Genomic DNA, 26,750 nt, shown 5'->3' with positions numbered 1-26,750 from the left:
CCGCCCGACAAACCAAGCCGCCCCGCGAGGTTGTGATGTCTGAGTACTCCGCCCCTGTCGACGACATGCTGTTCGTGCTTGAACACGTGGCTGAGCTGGATGGTCTGGCCGCTCACGAACGGTTCGCGCACGCCGACCTCGACACAGCATCGGCACTGCTCGACGAGGCCGGCCGCTTCATGTCCGCCGAAGTTGCCCCGCTCAACGTGCCCGGCGATCAGCAGGGGCTCGACTTCGAGGACGGCGTCATCATCCATCCCGACGGCTTCGCCGACGCCTACACCAAGTTCGTCGACGCCGGCTGGAACGGCATGGCCTTCGACGACGACTTCGGCGGCGGCGGGATGCCGTGGTGCGTCGGGCTCGCCGTCCAAGAAATGCTCACCGCGGCCAGCATGGCGTTCAGCCTGTGCCCGTTGCTGACCCAGGGCGCCATCGACGCCATCACCCACCACGCGGATGAAACGCTGCAGCAGACGTTCCTGCCCAAGATGATCAGCGGCGAATGGTCCGGCACGATGAATCTGACCGAGCCCCACGCCGGCTCCGACGTGGGTGCCCTCACCAGCCGTGCTGTCCCGCAGGACGACGGCAGCTACCTCATCACCGGGACGAAGATCTTCATCACCTACGGCGAGCACGAACTCGCCGACAACATCATTCACTTGGTGCTGGCCCGCACGCCGGAGGGCCCCCCGGGCACCCGAGGCATCAGCCTGTTCCTGGTTCCCAAGTACCTCGTGAATCCCGATGGCTCGCTGGGGCGCCGCAACGACCTGCGGGCAGTGTCCACCGAGCACAAGATCGGCATCCACGCCAGCCCGACCTGTGTGATGTCCTACGGCGACGAAGGCGGTGCCGTCGGCTACCTCGTGGGCCCCGAGCACGGCGGCATGCGCGCCATGTTCACCATGATGAACAACGCCCGGCTGTCGGTGGGCCTCCAAGGCCTGTCGCTCACCGACCGGGCGTACCAGCAGGCACGGGAATATGCCGTCAACCGCAAGCAGGGGCGGGCCATCGGCGCCGAGCTTCCCCCCGGCGAGTCCTCGCCGATCGTGGACCACGCCGACGTGCGACGGATGCTGCTGACGATGCGGGCGAACGCCGAGGCCATGCGCTGCGTGATGTATCTGAACGCGGCAGCGATCGACCGCGCCCTCGTCGCGACCGATCCGGACGAACAGCAGCGAGCCGACGAGCTCACCGCGATCCTGACGCCGATCAGCAAGGGCTGGGGCACCGACTTGGGTGTCGAGATGACCTCGCTCGGCGTGCAGGTGCATGGCGGCATGGGCTATGTCGAGGAAACCGGCGCGGCACAGCACTGGCGCGACAGCCGCATCGCCCCGATCTATGAGGGCACCAACGGCATCCAGGCGGCCGACTTGGCGTTTCGCAAGCTGCCGCTCGGCGGTGGCGAGGCCATGGCCCGGCTGATCGGCGATATGGGAGCGACAGCAGGCGCTCTGGCTGCCAGCGACGACGCCGACCTCGCCGCCATCGGCGCTGCGCTCAACGACGGCGTCGCTGCTCTGGGCGAAGCGGCCATGTGGCTGGGCGGGCAGCTCTCCGCGGCACCGAACGATGTGGCCGCCGGCTCTTCGCCGTTCCTGCGGCTGTCAGGCGTGGTGGTCGGGGGCTGGCTGATGGGCCGCAGCGCGCAAGCGGCAGCCGACCTCCTCGCTGCGCAGGGTTTGACGGTTACCCAGGCCCGGCACGATGCCGCAGCCGTGTCGGACGGCAGCGCATCGCCGCAGTTCCTGGCCGACAAGATCGCCACAGCTCGCTTCTACGCCGACCAGATCCTGCCGTCGGCCCGCGGGCTGGTTCCCGCCGTTACCGGCGGCGCCGAGCTGTTCTACGCCATCCCGGCCGACCGGCTCTGAGCGTCCCGGCGCCGCACTGATGACGCTGGGCGACGGCGGGAACGGGAGCGGCAAGATGTGCGCCGATGGGTCCTCGGATGCCGCGTTGATGACAGCGGGCGAGGCGAGGGAGGAACGGGTGAGCGTGTCAGACGGATCGACTTCCGCCGATGGGTCCATCGACCGGCTGCGCGGCTTCTTTGTCGAGTCGGGCCCGGTGGTGGTGGCGTTCAGCAGCGGGGTCGATTCGTCGCTGGTGGCGTGGGCGGCCAACGACGTGCTCGGCCGCGATGCGCTCTGCGTCACCGCCGTGTCGCCGAGCCTCGCCACCGACGAGGCGGCCGACTGCGCGGTCCTGGCGGCCGAATGGGGACTTGCGTGGCGGACCGTTGAGACCGACGAGATGTCACGCGCCGCCTACCGCACGAATGACACCGACCGCTGCTTTCACTGCAAGTCGGCGCTGATGGACCAACTTGAACCACTCGCGGCGGAGCGTGGTGCGCTGGTGGTGCTGGGCGTCAACCTCGATGACCTCGGCGACCATCGGCCTGGCCAGCAGGCAGCAGGCGACCGGGGTGCCCGCTTCCCGCTGGTGGAGGCGGGTTTCTCCAAGGCCGATGTCCGGCGCGTCAGCGCCGATCTGGGCTTGCGCACCTGGGACAAACCCGCCGCCGCATGCCTGGCCTCGCGGGTGCCCTATGGCACGCAGGTCACGGTGCCGCTGCTGGCGCGGCTCGATCGCGCAGAGGCAGCCCTGCGCCGGCTGGGCTTTGCCCAGCTGCGAGTACGCGACTACGGCGACACGGCGCGCATCGAGCTACCGCTCGACGATCTCGGCGAGGCGGTCCGCCGGCGTGAGGCCGTCGTGGAAGCGGTCAGCGGCGTCGGCTATCGCTACGTCACGCTCGACTTGGAGGGCTTCCGCTCCGGCAATCTCAACGGTGCTCTGGCCGATGACGTGTCGCTGCCGCGTGCACGAGGGGTCTGCGGATGAGCGCGGCAGGCACGGGCACCAGCGCGGCAGAGCCGCGGGCTGACTGGGTGCCCGGTTCATTGAGCGAGGCGGCCGAAATGCTGGCCGACGTGGCCATCGCCGCGCTGCCCGGCTGGGTGGAGCGGTGCGTGGCGCAGGCGTGCGAGCGTGCCGGTGTCGCTGCTGCAAGCCTCGGTGAATCGGCACGCACGGCCGGCGTGCAGTGCGCCGCCGAGACCGGCCCGCCGCTGCGAGACCTGTTGGCAACCGATGTCGACGAGCAGCAGACGACGCCGTTAAGCGTGCTGCGCGGCGCCGTGCGATTCCCGACACAGGTGCTGAGCGACGGCGGCGTCCCGGCGCCTGACCGTGATGACTTCGATGCGTCTCGCTTTCCCGACGATCCCTTCGGGCTGACGCCGGCTTCGTTCGCCGACATCGATCCCGCGCTGGGACCGATCGGCATCGCCTGGGGCGCCGCGAAGGCGTTCGAGGTGCTGCAGCGACGCCGCACGGCCGAGCCTGCGAGGCGCAGTGATACGGCCGAGCCTGCGAGGCGCAGTGACACAGGGGGCCAGCGATGACGTCGTTCGGCGAGCGTCGAGCGGCACTGGCCCGCACGGCTGACGCTGCCGATCTGCCGGCCGCGCTGTCTGCGCTGACCGATGCGTGGCTGGCCGAACGCTTCGCGGCCGAGGCAGTCGAGTGCGGGTTCGACAGCGTGAACGAGGCGGGCACCGGCGTCGCGCTTGTGGCCGTCGGCGGCTACGGCCGCGGCGAGCTGTGCCCCGGCAGCGACATCGACCTGCTGCTGCTGCACGACGACATCGACACCGGCAACCTGGCCGACCGCCTCTGGTACCCGATCTGGGACGAGAAGCTGAAGCTCGGCCACGCCGTCCGGTCGCTGGCGGGAACGCTGGAATTGGCGGCTTCGGACACCGACACGGCCACTGCGCTCGCCGACGCGCGCCACCTGGCCGGCGACCCAACCCTGACGGCCCGCCTCAGCGAGGGCGTTCGGGCCGACTGGCGTGACAACGCATCGGGGCGGCTCGATGAGCTGCAGCGCGCCGTGAGCCGCCGGCACAGCCAGAGCGGAGAGGTGGCTTTCCTGCTCGAGCCCGATCTCAAGACCGGCCGCGGCGGGCTGCGCGATGCTCACGCAATCCGCTGGGCCAAGCTGGCCGGCGTCGAACTGCCCGCGGCCGACAACGAACGTCTCGCCGAGGCCTACCAGACGTTGCTGCGGGCCCGGGTGGAGCTGCACCGCACGACCGGCCTGCGCAGCGATGTGCTGTCCGCTGACGACCAGGACGCCGTGGCCGAGCGATCCGGCGCGGTCGACGCCGACGCGTTCATGGCCGAGATTGCACAGGCCGGGCGCATCATCTCATTCCTGTCGGACCAGCTGTGGTCGAGCGTTGCCCGCCAGCAGAGCGAGCTCGCCGCTGGGGACGTGGACATCTCGGGGCTGTCGATTCGCGACGGCGAGCTGGTGATCGACGGCGACCCCTCGACCGATGTCGTGCTGGTGCTGCATGCGGCCGTGCAGTCGGCCCGCAGCGAGGTCCCGATCAGCCGGGCCAGCCTCGACAAGCTGGCCCAGCGCCAGCCGCAGTTCCCCGACCCATGGCCTCAGGGCGCCCGGGCGCTCTTCGTCGAACTGCTGAGTTGCGGGCGAAAGGCCATCGACGTCATCGAGACGCTCGACTACTTCGATGTGTGGACACGAGTGCTGCCCGAGTGGGCGCCGAACCGCAACCGTCCCCAGCGCTCCCGCTACCACCGCTTCACGGTGGATCGCCATCTGCTGGAGGCCGTCGCCGAGGCGGCCCGCTTCACCCACCGGGTGGCGCGCCCTGACCTGCTGGTCATGGGAGCGCTGCTGCACGACATCGGCAAGGGCTACCCGGGCGATCACACCCAAGCCGGCATGCGGCTGGCAGGCCCCATCGCCCGGCGTTGCGGCTGGAGCTCCGACGACGCCGACACGCTCGTGCGCCTCACCCAGCATCACCTGCTGTTGACCGATGTCGCCACCCGCCGTGACCTCGACGATCCGCTGACGGTCGCCACCGTCGCCCGGGCGACCCAGACGCCCGAGTTCTTGGAATTGCTCGCCGTGATGACCGAGGCCGACTGTCTGGCCACGGGCCCGATGGCGTGGGGGGAGTGGACGTCGAGCCTGGTGTCGAGCCTGGTGGAAATGACCTCGGAGCACATGAGCGGCGCTGATCCGTCCCAGCCGAGCCACCGCCGCTTGCTCACCACCGAAGTCGTGGAGCTGATGGCGGCGGGTGAGACGGCGCTGCGAGTCGACGACGACATGCTGACCGTGGTTGCGCCGGACGAGCGTGGCCTCTTCAGCCGGGCCGCTGGTGTGCTGGCGCTGCGTGGGCTCGACGTGCTGCAGGCGGACGCCTACTCGAGCCCTGCGGGAATGGCGGTGTCGTCGTTCCGGATCGTTCCTCCCGACACGCCGGTGGACTGGGACCGGGTGATCTTCGATGTGCGGCGGTCGCTGCGGGGACATCTGGCGCTGGAGGCGCGCATTGCCGAGCGTGCCCGGGTGTACCGGCGCCGCCGTGCGCTGTCAGCGACCCGGGCCGCCACGAGCGTCACCTTCGACGCCGAGTCGGCCACCGGAGCGACGATTGTGGAGATCCGCACCGAGGACCACATCGGCGTGCTGTACAAGGTGACCCGGGTGCTGGCCGAGATGGGCCTCGACATCCGCTCGGCCAAGATCCAGACGCTGGCGAACGAGGTGGTCGACTCGTTCTACGTGGTCGGTCCCGACGGGCCCGTCATCGACGAAGCACACCAGCGAGAGGTAGAGCTGGCCCTGCGCCACGCCCTGACCTAGCTGCGCAGCTGGTCAGTCTGGTTCTTGCTGACGCAAACTGATCAGTCTGGTTCTTGCTGACGCAAACTGATCAGTCTGGTTCTTGCTGACGCAAACTGATCAATCTGGTTCCTGCTGACGCAGGAACTGCTCCAACTCATTGATGAGGCCGTCGGGGTTCTCGACCATCTCGCTGAAGTCTTCTACTGCTTCGGCTGCTGATTCTTCGAGAATCTGCTGCGCGTACTGGGCCAGCGTGTCGTCGCCAGCGACCAGCTCGTCGATCTGACGGCCGTAGTTGGCGGCTGCGCTGTGCAGCTCCGACTCGCCCAGCGTCACGCCCAGAAACTGCCCCACTCGCTCGGCGAGCGCCAGGGCGGCCTTCGGCGAGGGGTAGTTGTGCACGTAGGTGGGCACGGTTGCCCAGAACGACACGCTGTCGAAGCCGGCCCGATGGCAGGCATCGTTCAGCACGCCGATGATCCCGGTGGGGCCCTCGTAGGTGGATTGGCGCAGGCCCATGTTCAGGTTGAGGGCGGCATTGTTGGATGCGCCCACCACGTTGACGGGCGCGTTGTGGTGGGTGTCGGTCAGCAGCGCGCCCAGCGTCACCACGGTGGAGACCCCCAGCGAATTGGCCATCTCGATGATCACGTCGCAGAACGTGCGCCAGCGCAGCCGGGGCTCCACGCCAAGCACGGTGATCACCGCACGCCCGTCGTCGACCTCGCCGATGCGCACATCGGGTGTGGGCCAGTCGATCTTGCGCTCGCCCTCGACCACCTGCACGCTGGGCCGCACCGAAGCGAAGTCGTAGAAGTACTCGGGGTCGATCTGCGCGACCGGATGGCAGCGAAAGCGCCGCCGCAGATACTTGGCGGACTCTGTGGCGGCGTCGCCGGCGTCATTCCAGCCCGAGAAAGCGGCGATGAGGATGGTGTCCTTGCCGGGTTCGGGTTGCTCGATCCACTCAAGATGGCCCACGTTGGCGAGGCTAGCGGCACCCTGTTGTCGCCGACTCTGCGCGGTTCTGTCGTGGGGTGCGCCCGCTGCGGAGGCGACAGAAGCCCCTGCTCCAGCGATCCGGCAGGCGAGAGATTCGCACCGCACCGCATTTCTTGCCGACGTCATCGACGCATCACGGTTCATCCACTCTGGAACTGGTCGCAACGTCGCAGAGTCTCCTGCCGCCTCCACAGCTATGACATCTGTGCCTGTCGGCCCATACCCCGGCGGGTTTCTTGGTCGTACGATGCGTGCTGTGGCTGAGCCCGTTGCGTCGCCGGCGATCTTGCAACCCGGTGTTCGCGTCGAGGTGTGCGACTTGGTCGACGACGCGTTGGTGGGTGCGTTCGCGCGGCTGCACCCGCAGCTGTCGAGCTCGCCGCCGCCCGACGCTGAGGCGCTTGAGCGCATTGTCGGTCACCCCGCCAACACGGTGCTGATTGCCCGTGCCGGGTCGGATGAGGCATCAGATCAGCCATCAGACGAGATCGTCGGCGCGATGATCCTGGTGCTGTTCCCGCTGGCCAGCGGCCTGCGGGCGTGGATCGAGGACGTCGTGGTGGACGAGTCGGCGCGCGGCCGCGGCATTGGTGCCGCGCTCAATCGGCATGCGATCGAGATTGCCCGGCGGGCGGGCTCCCGCACGGTCGACCTCACCTCTCGACCCGACCGCGAAGCTGCCAACCGCCTGTACGCGCGGCTTGGTTTCCAGCAGCGCAGCACCAACGTCTACCGGCTCGACCTCTGACTACGGTTCGAGGCGAACGTCGTTGTACGAGCCACTGGGGAGGCCCCGGAATCATGGATCCTGACAGCATCAACTTGGGCCTGTTCGTCCTTCGCGTCATCGTGGGCGTCACCTTGGCGCTCCATGGAATCGCCAAGTTCCGCGGTGGCATCCGTGGCGTTGGCAACTGGTTCGCTTCCGAAGGCCTGCGCCCTGGACTGCTGCATGCCTACCTCGCAGCACTCACCGAGATCGGCGCCGGATTCGGCCTGGCGCTCGGGCTGCTCACCCCACTCAGCGCGATGGCTTTTATCGGCGTGATGACCACGGCCGGCTGGGTCGGCCACCGCAAGAACGGGTTCTTCATCATCCGCGAGGGCTGGGAGTACGTGTTCGTGCTGGCCGTCGCGGCGGCGGCCGTGGCCGCGACCGGCCCGGGCGACTGGTCCCTCGACAACGCACTCGGCCTTGACTGGAGCGGGCCGGTCTGGTTTGTCGTCGCCATCGCTGGCGGGCTGGTGTCGACGCTGCTGCTGCTGGCCGTGTTCTACCGCCCGAATGCACCCGCGGAGACGTGAGTTTCGGGGCTGAGACCCGAACGATGAGCCCCGAACCATGAAGCCCCGAACGACGAGGCCCAAAACGATGAAGCTGAGCCTGCTGCGCCGCCTGTTCGGCTACGGCGCGGTGTCGGCGGGCACCGTCGTGGTGACCCAGAGCGTGCTGATCGTGGCCTACAGCGTGCTGGACTGGCCCGCAGTCGTCGCCAACGTCACCGCGGTGTGCGTTGCGGCCGGCCCGGCGTACTACGCCAACCGGCGCTGGGTGTGGTCTCGCACCGACCGGCACTCGGTGACCCGCGAGATCCTGCCGTTCTGGGCATACAGCCTCGCCGGGCTCGGCATCTCGTCGTTGCTGGTGGCGCTGGCCGATCGATGGTGGCAGTCCGCGGTTGGGGTCTCGGCAGCAAATCTCGCCGGGTTCGGCGCCTTGTGGGTGGGCAAGTTCATTCTGCTGGACCGGGTGCTGTTCGCCCGCAGTGATGAAGCCTGAACTTGCGGCGCTTGCCCAGCGGGTGAAGGGCTTCATGCTCCACGACGAAGGCCTGGCGCTGTACCGGGTTGCCGCCGAGGTTGCCGCGCTGGGACCGCTGGTGGAGGTCGGCTCCTACTGCGGCAAATCGGCGGTGTACTTGGGCGCCGCAGCGGCCGAGGCGGGCAGTGTGCTGTTCACGATCGACCACCACCATGGCTCTGAGGAGATGCAAGCCGGCTGGGAGCACCACGACCCAGAGCTGGTCGATCCCCGCACCGGTCTCATGGACTCGCTGCCGGTGCTGCGCCAGACAGTTTCCGAAGCGGGGCTCGACGACACCGTGGTGCCCATCGTGGGCGACTCGGTCACGGTCGCGTCCCACTTCGGGGGCGCTGCGCTGGTGTTCATCGACGGCGGCCACGGCACAGCGCCTGCTCATGCCGATTACGACGCGTGGTCGCCGAAGGTGAGGCCGGGGGGCCTGCTGGCGATCCACGATGTGTTTGCCGATCCCGCCGACGGTGGACGGCCTCCGTATGAGATCTGGCTTCGAGCGCTCGAAGACGGGTTCGTCGAGCACGCCGCCGAGGGCAGCCTGCGCGTGGTGCGCAGATTGGTCAACGTTGGGGCGAAGCGATGAGCGCGGTCGCGGCGGTGGTGCGGTGATCGATTGCGTCGGTGGCCAGCAGCACCGCAGCGGCGGTGTAGCTGGAGCGTTCGGCGTCGGGGAAGGTCCTGCGCTGCGGTACGACCCAGCCGGTGTAGTAGGTGCCGTCGGCGTTTCGCATCGCAGAGGCGGCCTCGACGAGCCGGCGGGCAGTGGCGACGTCGCCGGTGCGCAGGTAGGCGAGCGCGCATTCGCAGGTCTCCGCCCCGGTCACCCACGACTGATCGGCCACGCAGCGCACGCCGTAGTCGCCGAGCAGGAACTTCGGTGCGCCCGCGGCGAGATGGGAGCGGGCCTGGGCGCCGTCGAGCGCGCCGCACAGCACGGGGTAGTACCAGTCCATCGCCCAGCGGTCCTTGGGTTCGAAACCGTCCGGACGGTGGCGGATCTGGAGTTCGGTGCGAGCCAGCACGCGAGCCCACGCAGGTCGGGAGACGCCCATCAGTTCTGCCAGTGCAAGACCGCAGCGCAGCGAGTGGACAATCGACGATGAGCCAGTCAGCAGGGCGTACGGCCACGGCGTGCCGTCGGCATGGACCGCCCAGGGGATGTGGCCGCTGGCGGTGCGCAGTCCCACCACGAAGTCGAGGGCGCGCCGCACCGTCGGCCACATGGAGGCGGCGAATCCGCGATCGCCGGTGACGAGCCAGTGGTGCCACACGCCCACAGCGATGTAGGCGCAGCAGTTCGTGTCGACCTTGGGGTCCTCGACACCGTGGGCGGTGTAGTAGTTGTGCCAGCTGCCCGCCGGGTGCTGGTTGGCCTGCAGCCACTTGTACGCACGCTCGGCGGTGTCCCGCCGGCCTGCCGATGCCAGCGCCATGGCGCCTTCGACGTGATTCCACGGATCGGCGTGGCCGCCGTCGAACCACAGGATCAGACCGTCGGGCTGCTGGCATGCCTCGATGGCGTCGGCCGTGGCAGCGACCTGCGGGGGCCCCAGCAGCGGCGCAGTGCCGGCGGCGAGCTGTGCTGTGCGGGTTCGTGCGGTGTCGGCGTCGGCAGGCTGTGGCATGCGCCCGCGTCCGGTGTCGGGGGCCGCGGCGATATCTGCAGGTGCGAATTCAGGCTGCATGTGCAGCGCTCACCGGTTCGGCCCCCAGGCGGGAACTCTCGCTCGCCCGGGGCTTGTACCCATACAGCACCGTCGACTTGGGCAGCACGGCGCTGAGCACACGGTCGAGTGTGCGCGTCAGCTTGGGCGCAGCCGTCATGTCCCACACCAGCATCCGGTGGTAGGCCTGCACCAGCGGATGGGTGTCGTTGTGCGGTCCGACCAGGCAGCGCAGCCACCAGTACGGCGTGTGCAGGCCGTGCGCGCCATGACTGTCGGAGACGTACAGACCTGCGGCGGCCAGCTTCGCCCGCAGTTCGTCGGCGCCGTAGATGCGCACGTGGCCATCGGTTACCGCGGGTGCGTGGTAGTCGGCCGACAGCGCCCAGCAGACCCGTTCGGCGGTTCTCGCCGGAACCGTGACCGCGATGGTGCCGCCAGGCCGCAGCACCCGTGCCAGTTCGGCGATGGCCCGTTGGTCATCGACGATGTGCTCGAGCACCTCCGCGGCGATGATGCGGTCGAAGCTGGCGTCGGGGTACGGCAGCGCAGTGGCGTCGGCAACGACCGCATGGCTGAGCGAGCCCCGGTCCTCGCTGCCGCGGCCCTGTGCGTCGCTGGGCCTCGAATCGGCGGTCGAGGAGTCGAACTCACCCGCTTCGTCCATGGCCGCGAACATCTCGCTGACAGCACGCAGCTCGTCGGGATCGCGGTCTGACGCCACCGTGACGCAGCCGCGCCGGGCGCTCTCGAAGGCATGCCGGCCCGCGCCGCAGCCCAGATCCAGCACCCGGTCACCGCGTACGGCGCCGAGTCGCTCGTAGTCGACGGTGAGCATCAGCGTCCGGCGAGGGCCTTCGCGTACGCGCGCTGTGGCCGCGTCGAGGTGTCGGCCAGCAGCGCACGGTATTGCTCGACGGTGTTGCGGGCCGTCGCCGTCCACGAATAGTTGGCCTGAACACGGGCCCGGCCGGCCGCTCCCACGGTGGCACGCAAGTCGGGCTTCCCAAGCGCCCACCCGATGCGTGCTGCAAGAGCCTCGGAGTCGCCCGGGGGCACCTGCAGGCACGTCTCGCCGTCGGCGCCGGTGACCTCGGGCAAGGCGCCGCCGGTGGTTGCCACCAGCGGCACGCCGCACGACATCGCCTCGATGGCGGGCAGCGAGAAGCCTTCGTACAGCGACGGCACGACGGCGAGTTGCGCCTCGTTGTACAGCTCGACGATGCGCTCGTCGGGCACGCCGCTCACAAACTCGACGCTGCCGGCCAGATCGAGCCGATCGATGAGCCGGCTTGCCGCCGAGTCGTCCTTCGGGCGCCCGATCACGACGAGGTGCAGCGACGGGTCCTCCGTGCGCAGCTTCGCCAGCGCTTCGAGCAGGTACGCGAGGCCCTTCATGGCGACGTCCGCGCTGGCGGTGGTCATGAGCCGGCCGGGCACGGGCGTCACGTCGGGCAGGGGCCGGAACTGGTCGGGATCGACGCCGACCGTGACGATGTTCAGGCGGGCGGGGTCGACGCGCAGGTCGGTCACGATGTCGTCGAAACTGTTGGTCGATACGGTCACGATCCGGTCAAGGCGGCGGGCCACCCGGTTCTGCATGCGGGTGAAGGCATAAAAGCGACGCATGGCGAGCCGCTTGCCGCGGTTGGGCGCATGGGCAATCTCGAGCCGCCGGTCGACGGTGATCGGGTGGTGGATGGTGCCCAGCGTGGGCATGCCCGTCCGTCGCAGCCAGTCGATGCCGTAGCCCAGGCACTGGTTGTCGTGCACCAAGTCAAAATCCTCGAGCCGGCTGCGGAGCGACTGGAAGGCCCGCAGGCTGAACGTGAGCGGCTCGGCGAATGAGGCCGTGCAGGTGATGACCCACTCGAGCGCGTCGATCGGCGAGCGGAACTCCGCCAGCTTGGGCACCCGGAACGGGTCGGGCATGCGGTACAGGTCCAAGCTGGGAAGCTCGGTCAGCTTGATGCCCTCGTCGAGGTGCGGGTACGGCGGCCCGCTGAACACCTCGACGCTGTGGCCGAGGGTCGACAGCTCGCGTGCGAGGTGCCGGACGTAGATGCCCTGGCCGCCCACCCAGGGATGGCCGCGGTAGGTCAGCAGCGCGATGCGCAGCGACGGCCCAGTGTCGGCTGGCCCAGTGTCGGCTGGCGCGTCAGGCGACCGCATGTCTGGTGGCCCGGTGTCGGCGCCCATCGCGGTCTCCGTCTGCAAGCGAGAACCCGGCAGGCGACAACCGGGCAGGTCCGTTGGCCGCAGGCGGGATTGGCAAGGTCGCGTGAGGCTACTTGCCAGCCCGACGGCGCCGACTCGCGGCCCGCAGGGGCCGCGGAGCATCCTGACCTGGTCCCGCTACCGTTCGCAGCGCATGGCCGAATCAATCGTCGAGGCGCCTGCCGGCCCGCTGCGTGGCGATCACCCCAGCCACCGGCTGGGCGACAGCCTCTACCTGCGTGCTGCCCGCTGCCAGCCGACCGAGCGGGTGCCCGTGTGGTTCCAGCGCCAGGCCGGTCGCTCCCTGCCGGAATACCGGGCGCTGCGCGGCGAGGGCAGCATTCTCGATGCCATCGCCGACCCGGCCACCGCGGCGGAGATCACACTGCAGCCGGTTCGGCGCTACGGCGTCGATGCGGCAGTGCTGTTCTCCGACATCGTGGTGCCGGCCGCAGCAGTCGGCTTCGGCATCGACGTGGTGCCCGGCGTGGGTCCGGTGGCCGCCGAGCCGCTGCGCAGCCGCGCCGACCTGGACCGCCTGCCCGAGCTGGACGCCGATGCTCACACCCCCTACGTGCTCGAGACGGTGCGGCTGCTGGCAGCCGAGCTGGACGTGCCGCTCGTCGGGTTCGCCGGGGCGCCGTTCACCGTGGCGAGCTACCTCGTCGAGGGCCGCCCGTCTCGCCAGCACGAGCTCACCAAGGCATTGATGCACACCGACCCGGCGCTCTGGCATGACCTCATGGAGCGCCTCGCTGTGATTGCGGTGGCGTCCATGCGCTCGCAGGTGCTCGCCGGTGCCAGCGCTGTGCAGCTGTTCGACTCGTGGGCCGGGACACTGTCGCCGGCCGACTATGCCGCGTTCGTGGCGCCGCACAGCAAGCGGGTCTTCGACGAGCTGGCCGACCTCGGCGTGCCACGGGCGCACTTCGGCGTCGGCACCGGGGAGCTGCTCGACCAGATGGCCCAAGTAGGGGCCGACGTGGTGGGCGTGGACTGGCGGGTGCCGCTCAGCGCGGCTCGCCAGCGAGTCGGTGCCGGCGTGGCATTGCAGGGAAACCTGGATCCGGTGCTGTGTCTGGCCGGATGGCCCGCCGTGCGCACGGCGGCCGCCCGCATCCTGGCTGAGGGCACCCAGCAGCCCGGCTACATCTTCAACCTGGGCCACGGCGTGCTGCCCGCCACCGATCCCGCTGTGCTCGAACAGCTGACTGACTATGTGCATGCGTACCAGCCCGCGCACGCAGGTCAGCACCCCTGAGCGAGCTGTGTTGTCGCCATGACATCCGCTCGCGATGTTGACCTGTCGCTATGACACCTCAGCGGGTCGTCGTGGTCGGTGGCGGCATCACCGGGCTGACCGCCGCGTACCGTTTGCTGCATCCCGCTGACGAGGGGACCACGGTGCCCCGGGTGGTGCTGATCGACAGCACCGAGCGCCTGGGCGGCAAGATCCTCTCGACGCCCTTCGAAGGGCGGCTCGTCGACGAAGGTGCCGATGCTTTCTTGCTGCGAGTGCCGTGGGCGATCGAGCTGTGTGACGAGCTGGGCATCTCGACTGAACGCATCTCACCGGCGGTTAGCGGCGCATCTGTGCTTCACGCCGCGAGAGGCAAACGGCAGCTCACGCCTCTTCCCGACGGACTCGTGGGCGGCGTGCCCACCCGGCTCGGTCCGCTCATCCGCTCCCCGTTGCTGGGCCCGGCGGGCACGCTGCGCGCCGCAGCCGACTATGTCCTGCCGCGCCGGTTCACAGCGCGCCGATTGCACCGCGATGCGATCGCCCGGCTGGACGCGGCAGCGGCCGCCGCCAGCGCGTCCGGCACCGTGCGAGTTCGGCCGAGTCCCCTCACTGTGGGCGACATCGTTCGGTGCCGACTCGGAACGGCCGTGGCGTCGCAGGTGGTCGACCCGCTACTGGGCAGCATCAGCGCGGGCGACATCAACCGGCTCGACGCGGCGACGTCGGCGCCCATGCTGGGCGAAGCACTCGGACGCAGCCACTCGCTCATGCGGGGACTGCGCCGGATGCAACCGGCCCCAGCCGCACGTGCTTCGGGCAAGTCCGGCCCCGCACCGATCTTCGGCAGCTTCGAAGGCGGAATGGGTCGGCTGGCCCAGGCCCTGATGGAGCGGCTGGATGGGTGCATCCTTCGGCTGGGCACCCCGGTGACGGCCATCCGGCGCCCCGGAACGCGGTTCGCTGTGCACACCGGGTCTGAGGTGCTCGACGCTGATGCAGTGATCATTGCTGCACCCGCACATGCGGCGGCTCAGATGCTGCCCGCCGCGCCCGACACTGCCGCTGCGCTCGGACTCATCAAGTACGCGTCGGTTGCCGTAGTCACGCTCAGCGTGCGGCCCGACGCCATCGAGGCGCCGTCCGAGGCCGGCTTCCTGGTCACCCGAGATACCGGCTGGCTGACGACGGCCTGCAGCTATGGGTCGGCGAAGTGGCCGCATTGGTCCGGCGGCGACCGCAGCGACAGCGCCGACGCCGGTTCTGCCCACGCGGTCCTGCGCGTCTCGGTCGGCCGGGACGACGACGACCGCCACACGCGCGTCGAAGACAGCGAGCTGGTGGAAGCCGTAGTGAGCGAGCTGTCGAGCCTGCCGTCGCTGCGGGACCTGCGCGAGCCCGGCGCGGTCACTGCATGGCGGGTCTCGCGCTGGCCGCAGTCCCTGCCGCAGTACCGGCCCGGACACAGTCACCTCGTCGATCGAATCTCCGAGGTGCTGGCCCGCGAGATGCCTGGCGTGTTCGTCACCGGTGCCGCCTACCGGGGCCTCGGCATCCCGGCATGCATCCGGCAGGGCAACGAAGCCGCAGCAGCGGTGATGCAGCACCTCGGCTCCGATCGCGCCACGCCGTTGCCGTGAATCGCCCCGTGAGGTCTCGCCGGCTGCTGCGCAACGGCCTTGCGCTCGTGCTCGGGGCGCTCACAATGCTGTCGCTGCCGCCGTGGGGGCTGTGGCCGCTCGGCCCGATCGGTCTGGGGCTGTGGCTGTGTTTCTGCCATCGCGGCGCAGAGCGCTGGCGCGACCGTCTCGAAGTCGGCATCGCCTTCTGGCTGGGCGCGTACGTGCTCGGGCTGTTCTGGATGACCGAGCTGACCGTGCCGGGCTGGATCGCGGCCGTGCCGGTCGAGTCGCTCATCATGGCGCTGCCGCTGTCGCTCATCGGGGCAGGCGGTCGCTGGCGCGCAGTCGCCATTCCCGCTGCCCTGGTGGTGGGCGAGGCCGTTCGCTGGGCCATCCCGTTCGGCGGCGTGCCGATGTCCAACCTTGCGCTCGGCCAAGTCGACGGGCCGTGGCTGGGCGCAGCAGTCTTGGCCGGGCCGCTGGGAGTGATTGCGCTCGTAGGCGCGGGCGCTGTCATCGTCGAACGGCTCTGCGCGCGCGAATGGTGCGCGGTCTCATGGCCTGCGCTCATCGCCATCGGCGTCCCCATCGCGGCGCTGGCCTGGCCCGCCACCACGATCGACGGCACCATCACCGCAGCCGTTGTCCAAGCGGGCGGCGAGCTCGGCACCAACGTCGACACGCCCCAGCGCAGCGTGCGCCTCCGGCACCTGGAGACCACCGACGCCTGGCAGGGCGACGCAGACCTCATGGTGTGGAGCGAGAGCAGCACGTCCAGCGACGCACCGCTCGAGGATTCGGACCGTCTCGCCGAGCTGGAATCGCTGGCGGAGCGGCGCGACCTGGTCCTGATCGCCAACTTCTACGAGCGTGCCGCCGATGCCGAGCGCTTCCGCAACACCACTGTTGCGATCAACCCTGACGGGGGGCTGTCTGGCCGCTACGACAAGGCCCACCTCGTGCCGTTCGGCGAGTACGTGCCGCTGCGCAGCGTGGTGGAGCCCTTCGCTGACCTGTCGCTGATCTCCCGGGAAGCCATCGCCGGCGAGGGGCCCGGACTGCTGGCGACCTCGCTGGGCGACATCGCCGTCGTGACGTCGTTCGAGGTGTACTTCGCCGACCTGGTGCGCGACGGCGTCCGTGCGGGCGGTCGCATCATCGCCAATCCCACCCTGGCGTCGTCGTACAGCACGTCCGCGGTGCCCGCCCAGTCGCTCGCCAGCGCACGGCTGCGCGCCGTCGAGACGGGACGCTGGGTGCTGCAGTCGTCCACCACCGGCTACAGCGCCATCGTGTCGCCCGACGGCGACATCGCCCGCCGCAGCGAGCTGCGCGAATCCGTAGTGCTGGGCGCCGACGTCGAGCTCCGTTCGGGATCCACCCCGGCGACGGTGCTGGGATCGTGGCCCCTGATCGTGCTGGCTGCCGCCGTACTCGGCGGGCATGCGGTGCTTTGGCTGCGGGTGCGCCGCGAGTAGCCTTGCTCAGCCTCAAAACGGTGACGGGCCAAGCGTGAGCCATCCGGAAATTCAGGCAGAACAAGCTCATATTGACCGCGCGTACGCGTTGCTGGAGTCGTCCAGGCAGCGGGCGCGGCGGTTGCGAGAGATGGTCGAGGTGGGCCGCGGCGGCACCCGGCAGGCCAGATTCGAACGCGATGTGATCGAAGATGCCGTGGCCGGGCGTCTGAGCCAGCTCGAGCTCGGCTCGTCGTCGCTGGTGTTCGGCCGCATCGACCGCGCAGTGACGTCGAACGCAGTGACGTCGAGCACAGCGAAGACGAGCGCCGACGCGCAGGTGCCCGACGCCACCGGCCCCAGCGAGACCTTCTACATCGGCCGGCTCGCTGTCGCCGACGAGCGGCAGGAACCCGTCGTGGTCGACTGGCGAGCCCCGATCGCGGAGCCGTTCTTCCGGGCTACGGGCGGCAACCCGCTGGGATTGCTTCGCCGGCGGCACTTCGTGTGCCGCGGCCGGATCCTGTCGGACCTCGAAGACGAGATCTTCGACCTCGACGCGCTCGACGGCGCCCCCGCCAACGGCGACCGCCCCCAGCTCGTCGCTCACGGGGCGCTGTACGCCGCGCTCACCCAGCGCCGCGACGGTCAGCTGCGCCAGGTGGTGGCCACCATCCAGGCCGAGCAAGACGAGATCATCCGCAGCCCCCGCAAGGGCATCCTGGTGTGCCAGGGCGGTCCCGGCACCGGCAAGACCATCGTGGCGCTGCACCGCGCTGCCTACCTGCTCTACACGTACCGGTTCCCGCTGGCCGGCCAGGGCGTGCTGGTCATCGGCCCCAACCGGCTGTTCCTGCGCTATGTCGAGCGCGTCCTGCCCAGCCTGGGCGAGGCGGGCGTGCACCTGTTCGTGCTCGCCGATCTGTTCAACGAGATCTTCCCCGAGGTGCGCATCCGCCTGGCCGACGCGCCCGACGTGGCCCGCATCAAGGGCGATGCCCGCATGTCGCAGGTCATCTCGAACGCCGTGCGGGATCGGCAGCGGCCGCTGCGCCGCGATCTGCGTCTCGACTTCGGCCTGGGATACGTCACCCTCGCCGCGAGCACCTCGCGCGCCATCGTGGCCGAGGCTCGCCGGCGTTTCCGCCACCACAACGCCGGCCGCTCCTATGTGGAGCAGGCGGTCTATTCGGCCATGTCTGCCACGCACCGGCGCCGACCCGACCCGTCCAAGCTGCGCGAGCGCTTCGCCCGACATCCCGACGTCATGGCGGCGTTCGAACGCATGTGGCCGCTGCTGACCCCCGCCCAGCTGCTGCGCGACCTCTACGGCTCACGCGCGCTGCTGCGGTCTGCGGCTGCCGGGGCGCTGAACGAGGCCGAGTGGGAACACCTGTGGCGAGCCCGGGAGGACAGCGAGGACGACTACGAGTGGAGCGACGCCGACGTGCCGCTGCTCGACGAGGCGTACGCCGTGCTGGGCCCTCGGTCTCGCTCGCGCAAGCGACGCAGCGACACCGAGGTGCGCACCTACGGCCACATCGTGGTCGACGAATGCCAGGACCAGCCGCCGATGGCGCTGCGCATGATCGCCCGGCGCTCGCTCAACGGTTCCATGACGCTGGTGGGTGACATCGCCCAAGCCACCTCTGCGCACGCTCCGTCCGACTGGCAGGAGGCTCTGGCTCACCTGCCGTCGGGACCGGTGGCACCGCGCCTGGCGGATCTGACGCTCAGCTACCGCATCCCCCAACCCAGCCTCGAACTCGCCAACCAGGTGCTTGCAGCGGCAGCGCCCGGCCTGGCCCCGCCCGCTGCGGTGCGCATCGAAGGCTCGCCGCCGCGCTTCGTGACGGCGCAAGCCGGTGCAGAGGCTGAGCCTTCGGGCGAAGCCGTGGCCCGAGCGGCCCGTGAGCCCGAGTCGAATGAGGACGGGGAACAAGAGCGAGAAGAGATGGTTGCCACGAACGGGCCTGACGTTGAGCGCTCCCTGCTGGCTCAGGCAGTGCTCCAGACGGTGACGACTGAGTCGGCGGCGCTCGATGGCGGGAACATGTTGGTGGTGTCGCCACTGCGCCATATGGACGACATAGCGGCGCTGCTGGAAGACGCCGGCGTGGATTTCGGACGGGCCACGGCGGCGAGCCGCAACGCCACCGGGGCGCTGCACCCGCACGTCACCCTGGCGCCGGTGCGGCTGTGCAAGGGCCTCGAAACCGACGGCGTCGTCGTGGTGGAGCCGGCCGCGATCGTCGACGATGAGCCGCAGGGCCTGCGGGCGCTGTATGTCGCGCTGACCCGCGCGACCAAGCGTGTTGCGGTGGTGTCGTCGCAGCCGCTGCCCGAGCCGCTCCGGTCGGCGGCTGCATCACGCGGCGCCGAGTCGTGCAACACTGGCCGCACTGCCGCACACGCCGATGCGGTCGAGGAAAGCTCGGGAGATGCACATGGCTGATGTCACGGTGACAGTTCTGAACAACGGACCGCTGCTGGTCCGTGGTTTGTGCCAAATCGACGACCACGAGGGGAACACTGTGGCTGACAGTGACTCGGTGGTGGCACTTTGCCGGTGTGGAGATTCGAATACCAAGCCGATGTGCGACGGCAGCCACAACCAAGGATTTGACGGCACTCTGAATCCGCCCAGCTAGCCGCCGCGCTGACGCGCGCCCGCTGCGGAGGCGGCAGAACCCTCTGCGACCAGCGATCCAGCTGATCGCAACGCCGTCGACTCTGCAGCTATGGCATCTGTGCCTCTCCGGGGAGCGGGTATGACGCCCGGGCAATCCTTGTACCCGTAAACCAACACACACGGTCAAGTTTCGCGCATGTGTGTTGGTTTGTAGATCGCAGCACCCGTAAACCAACACACACCGGTAGGATTTCATATGTGTGTGTTGGTTTACGAACCACACCACCACCGAGACTGCGAGCACGGGGAACCAAACATGGCGGCTCGCAAGCGGGTACGAGCGTGACGCAGGGTCATCTCGGCGGCGATCCCCTTGAGCAGGTCGTGGCGACGGCTCTCAACCAACTCGCGACAGGAGTGCCGCCCTTACAGATCGAGCGCACTCAGATCGACTTGAAAGAAGAACCCGGCCGCAGAGACCGGCGAGGGGCGGTGACAGCGGGCGCGCCGCGCAACGAGGAAGCGGCGAAGTACTTGGCGGGCGAGATGGCCTGCATGGCGAACACGCCGGGCGGCGGGGCGATCATTCTCGGCGTCGCCGACGACGGCACCAGAATTGGAACAGAGCTTGAAGAGGGATGGCTCAGGCACCGAATCTGGCAACTGACGCAGCAGAGTCTGACGGTCGCGATCCGTCCCGAAGTCATTAATGGAGTACGCCTGCTGGTCCTGACGACACCAGAAGCGCTTGCGCCTGTCACCTACGGCGGCAAGCTGCTCTGGAGAGTCGACGCCAACTGCGTCGAGGTCGATCCGGTGGCGTGGCAGGCGCAGTCGCTTCAGCGCATCGGATACGACTGGTCGGCAGCGCCGTCTGGTCACACCCTCGACGACGTCCGTCCCACCGCCATCGAATTGGCCCGCAGATACCTGCATGATCGTGACACGGAGCCCAGCAGCGACCTTGCCGGCTCGCAAGATCGCGATCTGTTGACACGGCTGGGACTGCTGGACTCCCAAGGACGGCTCACCAATGCGGGCTCGCTTCTGTTCGTGGAGACGCCCTTCGTCGCGATCGACTACATGCGACGCGAGGCACCGGGCGGGGACAGCACCGAGCGGATCGAGAGCACCGCACCGCTCGTGGAGCAGGTCTGGGAAGTTGAACGTGCCGGACGGGTCGCGAACCGCACCACCCATGTCGGGGACGGGTTCACCGTTCGGCAGATTCGAGCAATTCCCGAACGCGCCTACCGTGAAGCCGTCGTCAACGCGATCACTCACCGTGACTGGCTGTCCCCTCACCCGACGGTCGTCGAGCATGTCGCAGACACGCTCGTGGTGGTATCTCCCGGCGGATTCATCGGCGGCGTAACTCCGGACAACGCGATCACCCACCCCGCCGTCCCGCGTTATCGCAGTCTTGCCCAAGCGTTGGCGACGCTCGGACTCGCTGAGCGTCAGGGCGTCGGCATCGACCGCATGGTGGCGGAGATGCTGGCGATCGGTCGACCTGCGCCGGTGATCTCCGAGGTCGACGGTCCCTACGTTCGGGTCACGCTCGTCGGCGGCGCCCCCGATGAAACCATGGTCGGCTTTGTTGCTTCCTTGGAACCTCCGACTTCCGCGAATGTGGACACACTGCTGCTTATCGAGCAGTTGTGCAGCCACGGCTGGACCGATGCCGCTCAAGCCGGGCCACGCTTGCAGCGCCCTGCCGACGAAGCCGCTCACGCGATCGACCGGCTGCTCGAGACGCGCGCCTCAGGCGAGCCCGTCATCCTCGAAGTGAAAGGAGTTCCGGCGGATCACCCGCCCGCGTACCGTCTCGCCGAGAATGCACGCAGGAGTCTGGCCCGCTGCTTGACACCGCTCGCCACGCCGGACGGACGCGATGTCATGTTCGTCAAATGGGCCGCCGCACGAGGACGCATCTCGTCCACCGAGGCCGCTGACCTCGCCGACATCACCGTGGGCTACGCGAACCGGCGTCTGTCGGCACTCGCTCGCGACGGCGACCTCAGCCCCAGCCGAGAGAACGGAACGGGCAGGGGGTTCCACTACGTCCCGACAAGAACTGAGCATCAATGACGTTGCGTTCCGGGCACTGCCGACCGTCATCAAGAATTGGGACACATGCAGCGCATGTGACACCGGGGCAGTAGGAATGGCTCCCGATGGCCGGTGCGATTGCTGACAGCGGCGCTTCTGGCTGGATGCATCCGACGCTCGGGGTGTTCTCCGCGCCTGCCGCGGCGTGGTTTTCCTCGACGTTCGCCGAACCGACGCAGTGCCAGGTGTCGGGGTGGGAGACGATCTCGCAGGGTCAGCACTGCCTGATTGCGGCGCCCACTGGGTCTGGCAAGACGCTGGCCGCTTTTTTGTGGGCGATCGATCGGGTCATGTGCGAGCCTGAGCCGCCGCGGGGTGAGCGCACCCGGGTGCTGTACCTGTCGCCGCTGCGGGCGCTGGCGGTCGATATCGACAAGAACCTGCGGGCGCCGCTGACGGGCATCGGCCTGGCCGCCGAGCGGCTCGGCACCGACGTGCACATGCCGACCGTGGGCGTGCGCACGGGCGACACGAGCGCCGCTGAGCGGCGACGGCTGGTCACCCGGCCGCCCGACATCGCCATCACCACGCCCGAATCGCTGTACCTCATGCTGACCTCGCAGGCGCGAGAGACCCTGCGCTGGGTGCGGTGGGTGATCGTCGATGAGATCCACTCGGTGGCTGCCACCAAGCGGGGCACGCACCTGGCGCTGTCGCTGGAGCGGCTGTGCGAGCTGACCGCCACGAAGGGCGGGTCGCCTCAGCGGATCGGGCTGTCGGCCACCCAGCGACCGCTGTCGGAGGTGGCCCGGTTTCTCGGCGGCAACGATCCCGACCAGCCGGCGTCGCGCCATGTCGAGATCACCGATGCGGGCATGACCAAGCAGCTCGAGGTGGAGGTCATCGTCGGTGTCTCCGACATGGGCGATCTGGCGGCTGCGAGTGCCGGAGCTGCGCCGAATGGCACCGTGCGCGTCGATCACGACGATGACTTCGCGCTCGAATCGCCGCCGCCCACGCTGCGGGATGAGACAGCGCCGTCGGACACTGTGCCGTCGGACGAGGCGTCGCCGCAGTCAGCGTCGGCGCCCGAGACTCACTCCAACAGCATCTGGCCTGCCATTCATCCCCGCTTGCTCGAGCTCGTGTACGCGCACCGGTCCACGATCATCTTTACGAATGCGCGCCGGCTGGCCGAACGGTTGGCTTCACGGCTGAACGAACTGCATCTCGACGGGCTGAACCGTGCTGCGGAGGCCGAAGGCACTTCGCCGCCGGAGGGTGCTGAGCTGGTGCGGGCTCATCACGGCTCGCTCAGCCGCGAGCAGCGGCTGGGCATCGAGGACGACCTGAAGGCGGGCCGGGTGCGGGCCATCGTGGCCACCTCGTCGCTGGAGCTGGGAATCGACATGGGCGCGGTGGATCTGGTGATCCAGGTGGCCTCGCCCCCGTCGGTGGCGGCGGGAATGCAGCGCATCGGCCGGGCGGGCCACCAGGTCGGCGAACCGAGCGTGGGCAAGATCTTCCCCCGCCACCGGGGCGACCTGGTTGAGGCCGCGGTGGTGGCGCAGCGGATGGGAACGGGCGAGATCGAGTCGATCCGCTTCCCGCGCCAGCCGCTCGATGTGCTGGCTCAGCAGGTCGTTGCGATGGTGGCGGTCGACGACTGGTCGGTGCCCGACATGCTCGCTGTTCTGCGCCGGGCCGCTCCCTACGAGCAGCTCAGCGAAGAGGTGTTCTCGTCGGTGCTCGATCTGCTCGCCGGCCGGTACCCGTCCGAGGAATTTCGTGAGCTGCGGCCGCGCATCGTGTGGGATCGCACCACTGGCATGTTGCGTGCTCGACAGGGCGCGGGACGGTTGGCGGTCACCAACGCCGGCACCATTCCCGACCGGGGCCTGTACGCGGTGTTCACCACCGACGGGTCGCGTGTCGGCGAGCTCGACGAGGAGATGGTCTACGAGGCCCGGGTGGGCGAGACGTTCCTGCTGGGGGCGTCGACGTGGCGGATTGCCGAGATCACCTTCGACCGGGTCGTGGTCACGCCCGCTCCGGGCGAGCCGGGCAAGATGCCGTTCTGGCACGGCGACGGACCTGGCCGCCCGCTCGAGCTGGGCCGAGCGGTCGGGGCCTTCATTCGCACGGTCGGCGACGAGATTCCTGCCGACCTCGAATCCCACCTGATGCAGCTCGATGCCGAAGCGGAGCGGGCCGCCGTAGCGGCTCGGCGCGGCGACCAGACATCTCCGGGCAACGGCGCACGACCGAGCCGGACGGCTTCAAGAGCCGCAGAGCCGACCGCTCGTCTCGTCGAGCGGCTGCAGCAGGAGAACTGTCTCGACCGTTCTGCCGCGGTGAACGTGCTGCGTTACCTGGAGGCGCAGCGGGTGGCGACGGGTGTGGTGCCCGACGACCGCACGATCGTGGTGGAGCGCTTCCGCGACGAGATCGGCGATTGGCGCATCTGCATCCTCACACCGTTCGGCGCGCGGGTGCATGCGCCGTGGGGCATCGCGCTGCAGGCCAAGCTGGCCGAGCAAGCCGCTGGTTCCGCGGGCGCACTCGCCGACGGCATGGGCGGCGTCGAGCTGCTGTGGAGCGACGACGGCATCGTGCTGCGGCTGCCCGATGTCTGGTCGCCCGACGACCTCGACGGCCAGGGCACGGGCGACAACGGGTCTGCCTGGAGCTCGCCGGGTGTGGGCGCCGCGCCCGTGCTGGATGCGACGGACCTGGCGCTCGATCCCGACGAGGTGCGCGAGGCCATCGTGAGCCATCTGCCCTCGACGGCGTTGTTCGCGTCTCGCTTCCGGGAAGTCGCGGGCCGGGCGCTGCTGCTGCCTCGCCGCCGGCCGGGCGAACGGGTCCCGCTGTGGCAGCAGCGCCAGCGCTCGGCAGGGCTGCTGGAGGTTGCGGCGAAGTACCCGAGCTTCCCGATGCTGCTCGAGACCTCCCGGGAGTGCCTGCAAGAGGTGTTCGACGTGCCGGCGCTGTCCGAGGTGCTGTCCGACATCAGGTCCCGCAGGATCCGCATGGTCACCGTCGACACCGACGGTGCCTCGCCGATGGCCCAGAGCCTGCTGTTCGACTGGATCTCGGTGTTCATGTACGGCGGCGATGCGCCGCTGGCCGAGCGCCGGGCCGCGGCGCTGGCGCTCGACCGCGACCTGCTGGCCGACTTGCTCGGCGCCGAGGAACTGCGCGAACTGCTCGATGCGGAAGTGCTCGCGACCCTCGAGCTGGAGCTGCAGCGCCTGGCCGACGGGCGCCGGGCTCGCAGCCCAGACGAGCTCGCCGACGTGCTGAGCCGCGTCGGCGACCTCACGTCCGAAGAGTTGTCGTGCAGGTGTGAGCCGAGTTCCCCGCTGCCATCGCCATCCGTGCGCGATGCTGCCGAGCCAGCCGAGGCCAGCCCAGCCGACGATGCCACGACAGCCTTCGCCCCTGATTCGTCCTCTGGCACGCCGGCGACGGACGGATCGATCGAAGCTGCTGAGTCGCCGCTGGCGACACCCTTGGACGCATCGCCAGGAGGGGGCTGGCTGGCGGATCTGCTGGCGCAGCGCCGCGCTGTCGAACTCCGCGTTGCGGGCGATACGCGGTATGTCGCAGTGGAGGACGCGGCGCGGTACCGCGACGCGCTGGGGTGCGCCCTGCCAGTCGGACTGCCGGCAGCGTTCATGAGCGACGTGCTGGCTGAGGGCGCCGATCCTCTCGATGAGCTGGTCGCGCGTTTCGCCGCAACTCATGTGCCGTTCGAAGCCGCTTCGGCTGCGCAGCGGTTCGGCATCGGGGAGGCTCGGGTCACTGCGTCGCTCAACCGCCTCGAAACGGCACGCCGAGTCACTCGGGGGGCGTTCCGGCCCGACGGCACCGGCACCGAATGGTGCGACACGTCGGTGCTGCGAACGGTGCGGCGGCGCTCGCTGGCGAGGCTGCGCCACGAGGTGGAGCCGGTGCCGCCCGAGGCCTACGCCCGCTTCGTGGCGGCCTGGCACAGCGTCGACCGGCCGCGACGGGGCGCCGACTCGCTGGCAGACGCCATCACCCAGCTTGCGGGCGCTCCCGTGGCGGCCTCGATCCTGGAAGCCGATGTGCTGCCGGCGCGTGTGGCTCGCTACAGCGGGCTGATCTGGACGCGCTGCTGGCCAGCGGCGAGCTGGTGTGGATCGGCGCGGGCTCGCTCGGCCCCAACGACGGGCGCGTCCGCCTCTACTGGCGCGACGAGGTCGCCACCTTGGCACCGCCGCCTGATGACGAGCCCGACGACCCCGTGACAGCGGCACTGCTTGGCCACCTCGGAGAGCGGGGCGCCGCCTTCTGGCCCGACTTGCTCAACGCAGCGGCTTCGGGACTCCGCGATGACGATCCGGAGGGCTCGTCGAGCCCGCCGCTGGCGTCTCCCGCGACCAGCACAGATTTCTCCGCCCGCGTGCTCGCTGCGCTGTGGGACCTGGTGTGGGCGGGACTCGTCACCAATGACACCTTCGCCCCGCTGCGAACCCTCGGCCCGCGCCGCTCAGCTCGACGTTCGCGCAGCGCAGCCAGCCGATCCTCCGGCGCCGGCCGAGCCGCAGGCTCCGGGCGCCAGGGCGCTCGCCGCGGTCGAGCGAGCGTGCTCACCCGCTCGGGTCCTGGACGCCGGCCCCGACCGGGCCGCCTGCGCTCGGGCGGTCCGCCCAGCGCAGCGGGCCGCTGGTCGCTGACCTCGCTGCTGCGCGAGCCCGCGCCGTCTGCCACCGAGCGTGCCCACGGCTCTGCGCAAGCGCTGCTCGAACGCCACGGCATCGTCACCCGCCCCGGTGTGCTGGCCGAGGGCCACCCAGGCGGGTTCGCGGCGGCCTACGGCATCCTGCGTGCGCTCGAAGAGCGGGGCAGTGTGAGGCGGGGCCACTTCGTGGAAGGGCTCGGCGCTGCACAGTTCGCCACCGCCGCCGCAGTGGAGCGTCTGCGGGATCACCGCGAGGGCACAGGCGACGTGCTGATGCTCGGAGCTGCCGACCCAGCCCAGCCCTACGGCGCCGCGCTCAGCTGGCCGCACAGTGGCGGGCGGCCCAGCCGTACAGCGGGCGGCCACGTGGTGCTCGCCGACGGTGTGCCGTTGGTGATGGCTGACCGCGGTGGCCGAACCCTGCACACCTTCGAGCACGCCGCTACCGACCTGCGCTGGATCGACGCATTGCGTCAAGCCCTCGCCGACGGCCGCCTCGCCAAGGTCGAGCTGGCCCGCATCGACGCCACCCCCGCCGCCGAGCATCCAATTCACGACACCCTCACCGAGAACGGTTTCACCCCCGGCTACCGAGGCCCCACGCTCCGCCTTTGACTGTCGAATTCAGGCAATCCCTGC

Annotated in this window: 20 protein-coding genes; 16 read left to right on the top strand and 4 right to left on the bottom strand. The window is 69.5% G+C overall.

All coding sequences use genetic code 11. From position 1 onward, the window contains the following. The first annotated feature begins 35 nt into the window (after positions 1 to 35). Genes ACOGJB_RS09425 through ACOGJB_RS09410 form a run of 4 tightly spaced genes read left to right on the top strand, consistent with a single transcriptional unit; the run spans position 36 to position 5,713 of the window. Positions 36 to 1,889 (top strand): acyl-CoA dehydrogenase, encoded by a 1,854-nt coding sequence (locus ACOGJB_RS09425; RefSeq protein ID WP_419840551.1) that lies wholly within the window; start codon positions 36 to 38, stop codon positions 1,887 to 1,889. A 19-nt stretch (positions 1,890 to 1,908) separates the two neighbouring features. Next, positions 1,909 to 2,865, top strand: a complete 957-nt coding sequence (larE, locus tag ACOGJB_RS09420) for an ATP-dependent sacrificial sulfur transferase LarE (protein ID WP_419840550.1) — start codon at positions 1,909 to 1,911, stop codon at positions 2,863 to 2,865. Next, a complete protein-coding gene (locus tag ACOGJB_RS09415) occupies positions 2,862 to 3,428 on the top strand; it encodes a hypothetical protein (RefSeq protein WP_419840549.1) in 567 nt (188 codons plus the stop codon). The genes larE and ACOGJB_RS09415 overlap by 4 nt, the downstream gene beginning before the upstream one ends. Continuing rightward, positions 3,425 to 5,713: a [protein-PII] uridylyltransferase gene (locus ACOGJB_RS09410; RefSeq protein WP_419840548.1), complete on the top strand. Its 2,289-nt coding sequence runs from the start codon at positions 3,425 to 3,427 to the stop codon at positions 5,711 to 5,713. The genes ACOGJB_RS09415 and ACOGJB_RS09410 overlap by 4 nt, the downstream gene beginning before the upstream one ends. A gap of 99 nt (positions 5,714 to 5,812) precedes the next feature. Here ACOGJB_RS09410 and ACOGJB_RS09405 read toward each other — a convergent pair whose 3' ends face one another. Then, entirely contained in the window at positions 5,813 to 6,676 is an 864-nt protein-coding gene (locus ACOGJB_RS09405) for a PAC2 family protein (protein ID WP_419840547.1), read from the bottom strand. Between the two features lie 277 nt (positions 6,677 to 6,953). Here ACOGJB_RS09405 and ACOGJB_RS09400 point away from each other — a divergent pair, with 277 nt between their 5' ends. The 4 genes from ACOGJB_RS09400 to ACOGJB_RS09385 are packed head-to-tail and all read left to right on the top strand — an operon-like array spanning position 6,954 to position 9,099. Beyond that, complete coding sequence (locus ACOGJB_RS09400) at positions 6,954 to 7,445, top strand: GNAT family N-acetyltransferase (protein WP_419840546.1); 492 nt, start codon at positions 6,954 to 6,956, stop codon at positions 7,443 to 7,445. Between the two features lie 53 nt (positions 7,446 to 7,498). After that, complete coding sequence (locus tag ACOGJB_RS09395; RefSeq protein ID WP_419840545.1) at positions 7,499 to 8,002, top strand: DoxX family protein; 504 nt, start codon at positions 7,499 to 7,501, stop codon at positions 8,000 to 8,002. Between the two features lie 37 nt (positions 8,003 to 8,039). Beyond that, entirely contained in the window at positions 8,040 to 8,477 is a 438-nt protein-coding gene (locus ACOGJB_RS09390) for a GtrA family protein (protein ID WP_419840544.1), read from the top strand. Continuing rightward, positions 8,467 to 9,099 (top strand): class I SAM-dependent methyltransferase, encoded by a 633-nt coding sequence (locus tag ACOGJB_RS09385; RefSeq protein WP_419840543.1) that lies wholly within the window; start codon positions 8,467 to 8,469, stop codon positions 9,097 to 9,099. Before ACOGJB_RS09390 ends, ACOGJB_RS09385 begins: the two co-directional genes overlap by 11 nt. Here the strand turns inward: ACOGJB_RS09385 and ACOGJB_RS09380 are convergent. Genes ACOGJB_RS09380 through ACOGJB_RS09370 form a run of 3 tightly spaced genes read right to left on the bottom strand, consistent with a single transcriptional unit; the run spans position 9,077 to position 12,379 of the window. Then, positions 9,077 to 10,201: a prenyltransferase gene (locus ACOGJB_RS09380; RefSeq protein WP_419840542.1), complete on the bottom strand. Its 1,125-nt coding sequence runs from the start codon at positions 10,199 to 10,201 to the stop codon at positions 9,077 to 9,079. The two genes, ACOGJB_RS09385 and ACOGJB_RS09380, sit on opposite strands and share 23 nt — an antisense overlap. Next, positions 10,191 to 11,018: a class I SAM-dependent methyltransferase gene (locus ACOGJB_RS09375; protein ID WP_419840541.1), complete on the bottom strand. Its 828-nt coding sequence runs from the start codon at positions 11,016 to 11,018 to the stop codon at positions 10,191 to 10,193. Before ACOGJB_RS09375 ends, ACOGJB_RS09380 begins: the two co-directional genes overlap by 11 nt. Then, positions 11,018 to 12,379 (bottom strand): glycosyltransferase family 4 protein, encoded by a 1,362-nt coding sequence (locus ACOGJB_RS09370; RefSeq protein WP_419840540.1) that lies wholly within the window; start codon positions 12,377 to 12,379, stop codon positions 11,018 to 11,020. The genes ACOGJB_RS09375 and ACOGJB_RS09370 overlap by 1 nt, the downstream gene beginning before the upstream one ends. 172 nt (positions 12,380 to 12,551) lie before the next feature. On the opposite strand from ACOGJB_RS09370, the gene hemE reads away from it, so the two are divergent. The 8 genes from hemE to ACOGJB_RS09330 all read left to right on the top strand — a co-directional run bounded on the left by hemE (position 12,552) and on the right by ACOGJB_RS09330 (position 26,726). Then, a complete protein-coding gene (gene hemE, locus ACOGJB_RS09365; protein WP_419840539.1) occupies positions 12,552 to 13,658 on the top strand; it encodes a uroporphyrinogen decarboxylase in 1,107 nt (368 codons plus the stop codon). A 50-nt stretch (positions 13,659 to 13,708) separates the two neighbouring features. Continuing rightward, positions 13,709 to 15,277 carry a protoporphyrinogen oxidase gene (hemG, locus tag ACOGJB_RS09360; protein ID WP_419840538.1) on the top strand — a complete coding sequence of 523 codons (1,569 nt, stop codon included), beginning with the start codon at positions 13,709 to 13,711 and terminating at the stop codon, positions 15,275 to 15,277. Between the two features lie 8 nt (positions 15,278 to 15,285). Then, the gene (lnt, locus tag ACOGJB_RS09355) at positions 15,286 to 16,737 is read left to right on the top strand and encodes an apolipoprotein N-acyltransferase (RefSeq protein WP_419840537.1); all 1,452 of its coding nucleotides are present in this window, start codon (positions 15,286 to 15,288) and stop codon (positions 16,735 to 16,737) included. Positions 16,738 to 16,771: 34 nt separating this feature from the next. Continuing rightward, on the top strand, positions 16,772 to 19,171 hold the full coding sequence (locus ACOGJB_RS09350; protein ID WP_419840536.1) for a HelD family protein: 2,400 nt from the start codon (positions 16,772 to 16,774) through the stop codon (positions 19,169 to 19,171). Next, positions 19,134 to 19,367, top strand: a complete 234-nt coding sequence (locus ACOGJB_RS09345) for a CDGSH iron-sulfur domain-containing protein (protein WP_419840535.1) — start codon at positions 19,134 to 19,136, stop codon at positions 19,365 to 19,367. Before ACOGJB_RS09350 ends, ACOGJB_RS09345 begins: the two co-directional genes overlap by 38 nt. Positions 19,368 to 19,690: 323 nt before the next feature. Beyond that, positions 19,691 to 21,439: an ATP-binding protein gene (locus ACOGJB_RS09340; RefSeq protein WP_419840534.1), complete on the top strand. Its 1,749-nt coding sequence runs from the start codon at positions 19,691 to 19,693 to the stop codon at positions 21,437 to 21,439. An 86-nt stretch (positions 21,440 to 21,525) separates the two neighbouring features. Then, positions 21,526 to 25,677: a DEAD/DEAH box helicase gene (locus ACOGJB_RS09335; protein ID WP_419840533.1), complete on the top strand. Its 4,152-nt coding sequence runs from the start codon at positions 21,526 to 21,528 to the stop codon at positions 25,675 to 25,677. Continuing rightward, positions 25,563 to 26,726 (top strand): Lhr family helicase, encoded by a 1,164-nt coding sequence (locus ACOGJB_RS09330; protein ID WP_419840532.1) that lies wholly within the window; start codon positions 25,563 to 25,565, stop codon positions 26,724 to 26,726. Before ACOGJB_RS09335 ends, ACOGJB_RS09330 begins: the two co-directional genes overlap by 115 nt. Positions 26,727 to 26,750: the final 24 nt, after the last annotated feature.

Source organism: Candidatus Poriferisodalis sp. (assembly GCF_965208895.1).
Lineage (GTDB): Bacteria > Actinomycetota > Acidimicrobiia > Acidimicrobiales > Poriferisodalaceae > Poriferisodalis.
This window is presented reverse-complemented; position numbering and strand designations above follow the sequence as displayed.

Coding starts and splice junctions, on each gene's coding strand:
- ACOGJB_RS09425 (WP_419840551.1), top strand. CDS start 36: ATGTCTGAGTACTCCGCCCCTGTCGACGACATGCTGTTCGTGCTTGAA.
- larE (WP_419840550.1), top strand. CDS start 1,909: ATGACGCTGGGCGACGGCGGGAACGGGAGCGGCAAGATGTGCGCCGAT.
- ACOGJB_RS09415 (WP_419840549.1), top strand. CDS start 2,862: ATGAGCGCGGCAGGCACGGGCACCAGCGCGGCAGAGCCGCGGGCTGAC.
- ACOGJB_RS09410 (WP_419840548.1), top strand. CDS start 3,425: ATGACGTCGTTCGGCGAGCGTCGAGCGGCACTGGCCCGCACGGCTGAC.
- ACOGJB_RS09395 (WP_419840545.1), top strand. CDS start 7,499: ATGGATCCTGACAGCATCAACTTGGGCCTGTTCGTCCTTCGCGTCATC.
- ACOGJB_RS09390 (WP_419840544.1), top strand. CDS start 8,040: ATGAAGCCCCGAACGACGAGGCCCAAAACGATGAAGCTGAGCCTGCTG.
- ACOGJB_RS09385 (WP_419840543.1), top strand. CDS start 8,467: ATGAAGCCTGAACTTGCGGCGCTTGCCCAGCGGGTGAAGGGCTTCATG.
- ACOGJB_RS09380 (WP_419840542.1), bottom strand. CDS start 10,201: ATGCAGCCTGAATTCGCACCTGCAGATATCGCCGCGGCCCCCGACACC.
- ACOGJB_RS09375 (WP_419840541.1), bottom strand. CDS start 11,018: ATGCTCACCGTCGACTACGAGCGACTCGGCGCCGTACGCGGTGACCGG.
- ACOGJB_RS09370 (WP_419840540.1), bottom strand. CDS start 12,379: ATGGGCGCCGACACCGGGCCACCAGACATGCGGTCGCCTGACGCGCCA.
- hemE (WP_419840539.1), top strand. CDS start 12,552: ATGGCCGAATCAATCGTCGAGGCGCCTGCCGGCCCGCTGCGTGGCGAT.
- hemG (WP_419840538.1), top strand. CDS start 13,709: ATGACACCTCAGCGGGTCGTCGTGGTCGGTGGCGGCATCACCGGGCTG.
- ACOGJB_RS09345 (WP_419840535.1), top strand. CDS start 19,134: ATGCGGTCGAGGAAAGCTCGGGAGATGCACATGGCTGATGTCACGGTG.
- ACOGJB_RS09335 (WP_419840533.1), top strand. CDS start 21,526: ATGGCCGGTGCGATTGCTGACAGCGGCGCTTCTGGCTGGATGCATCCG.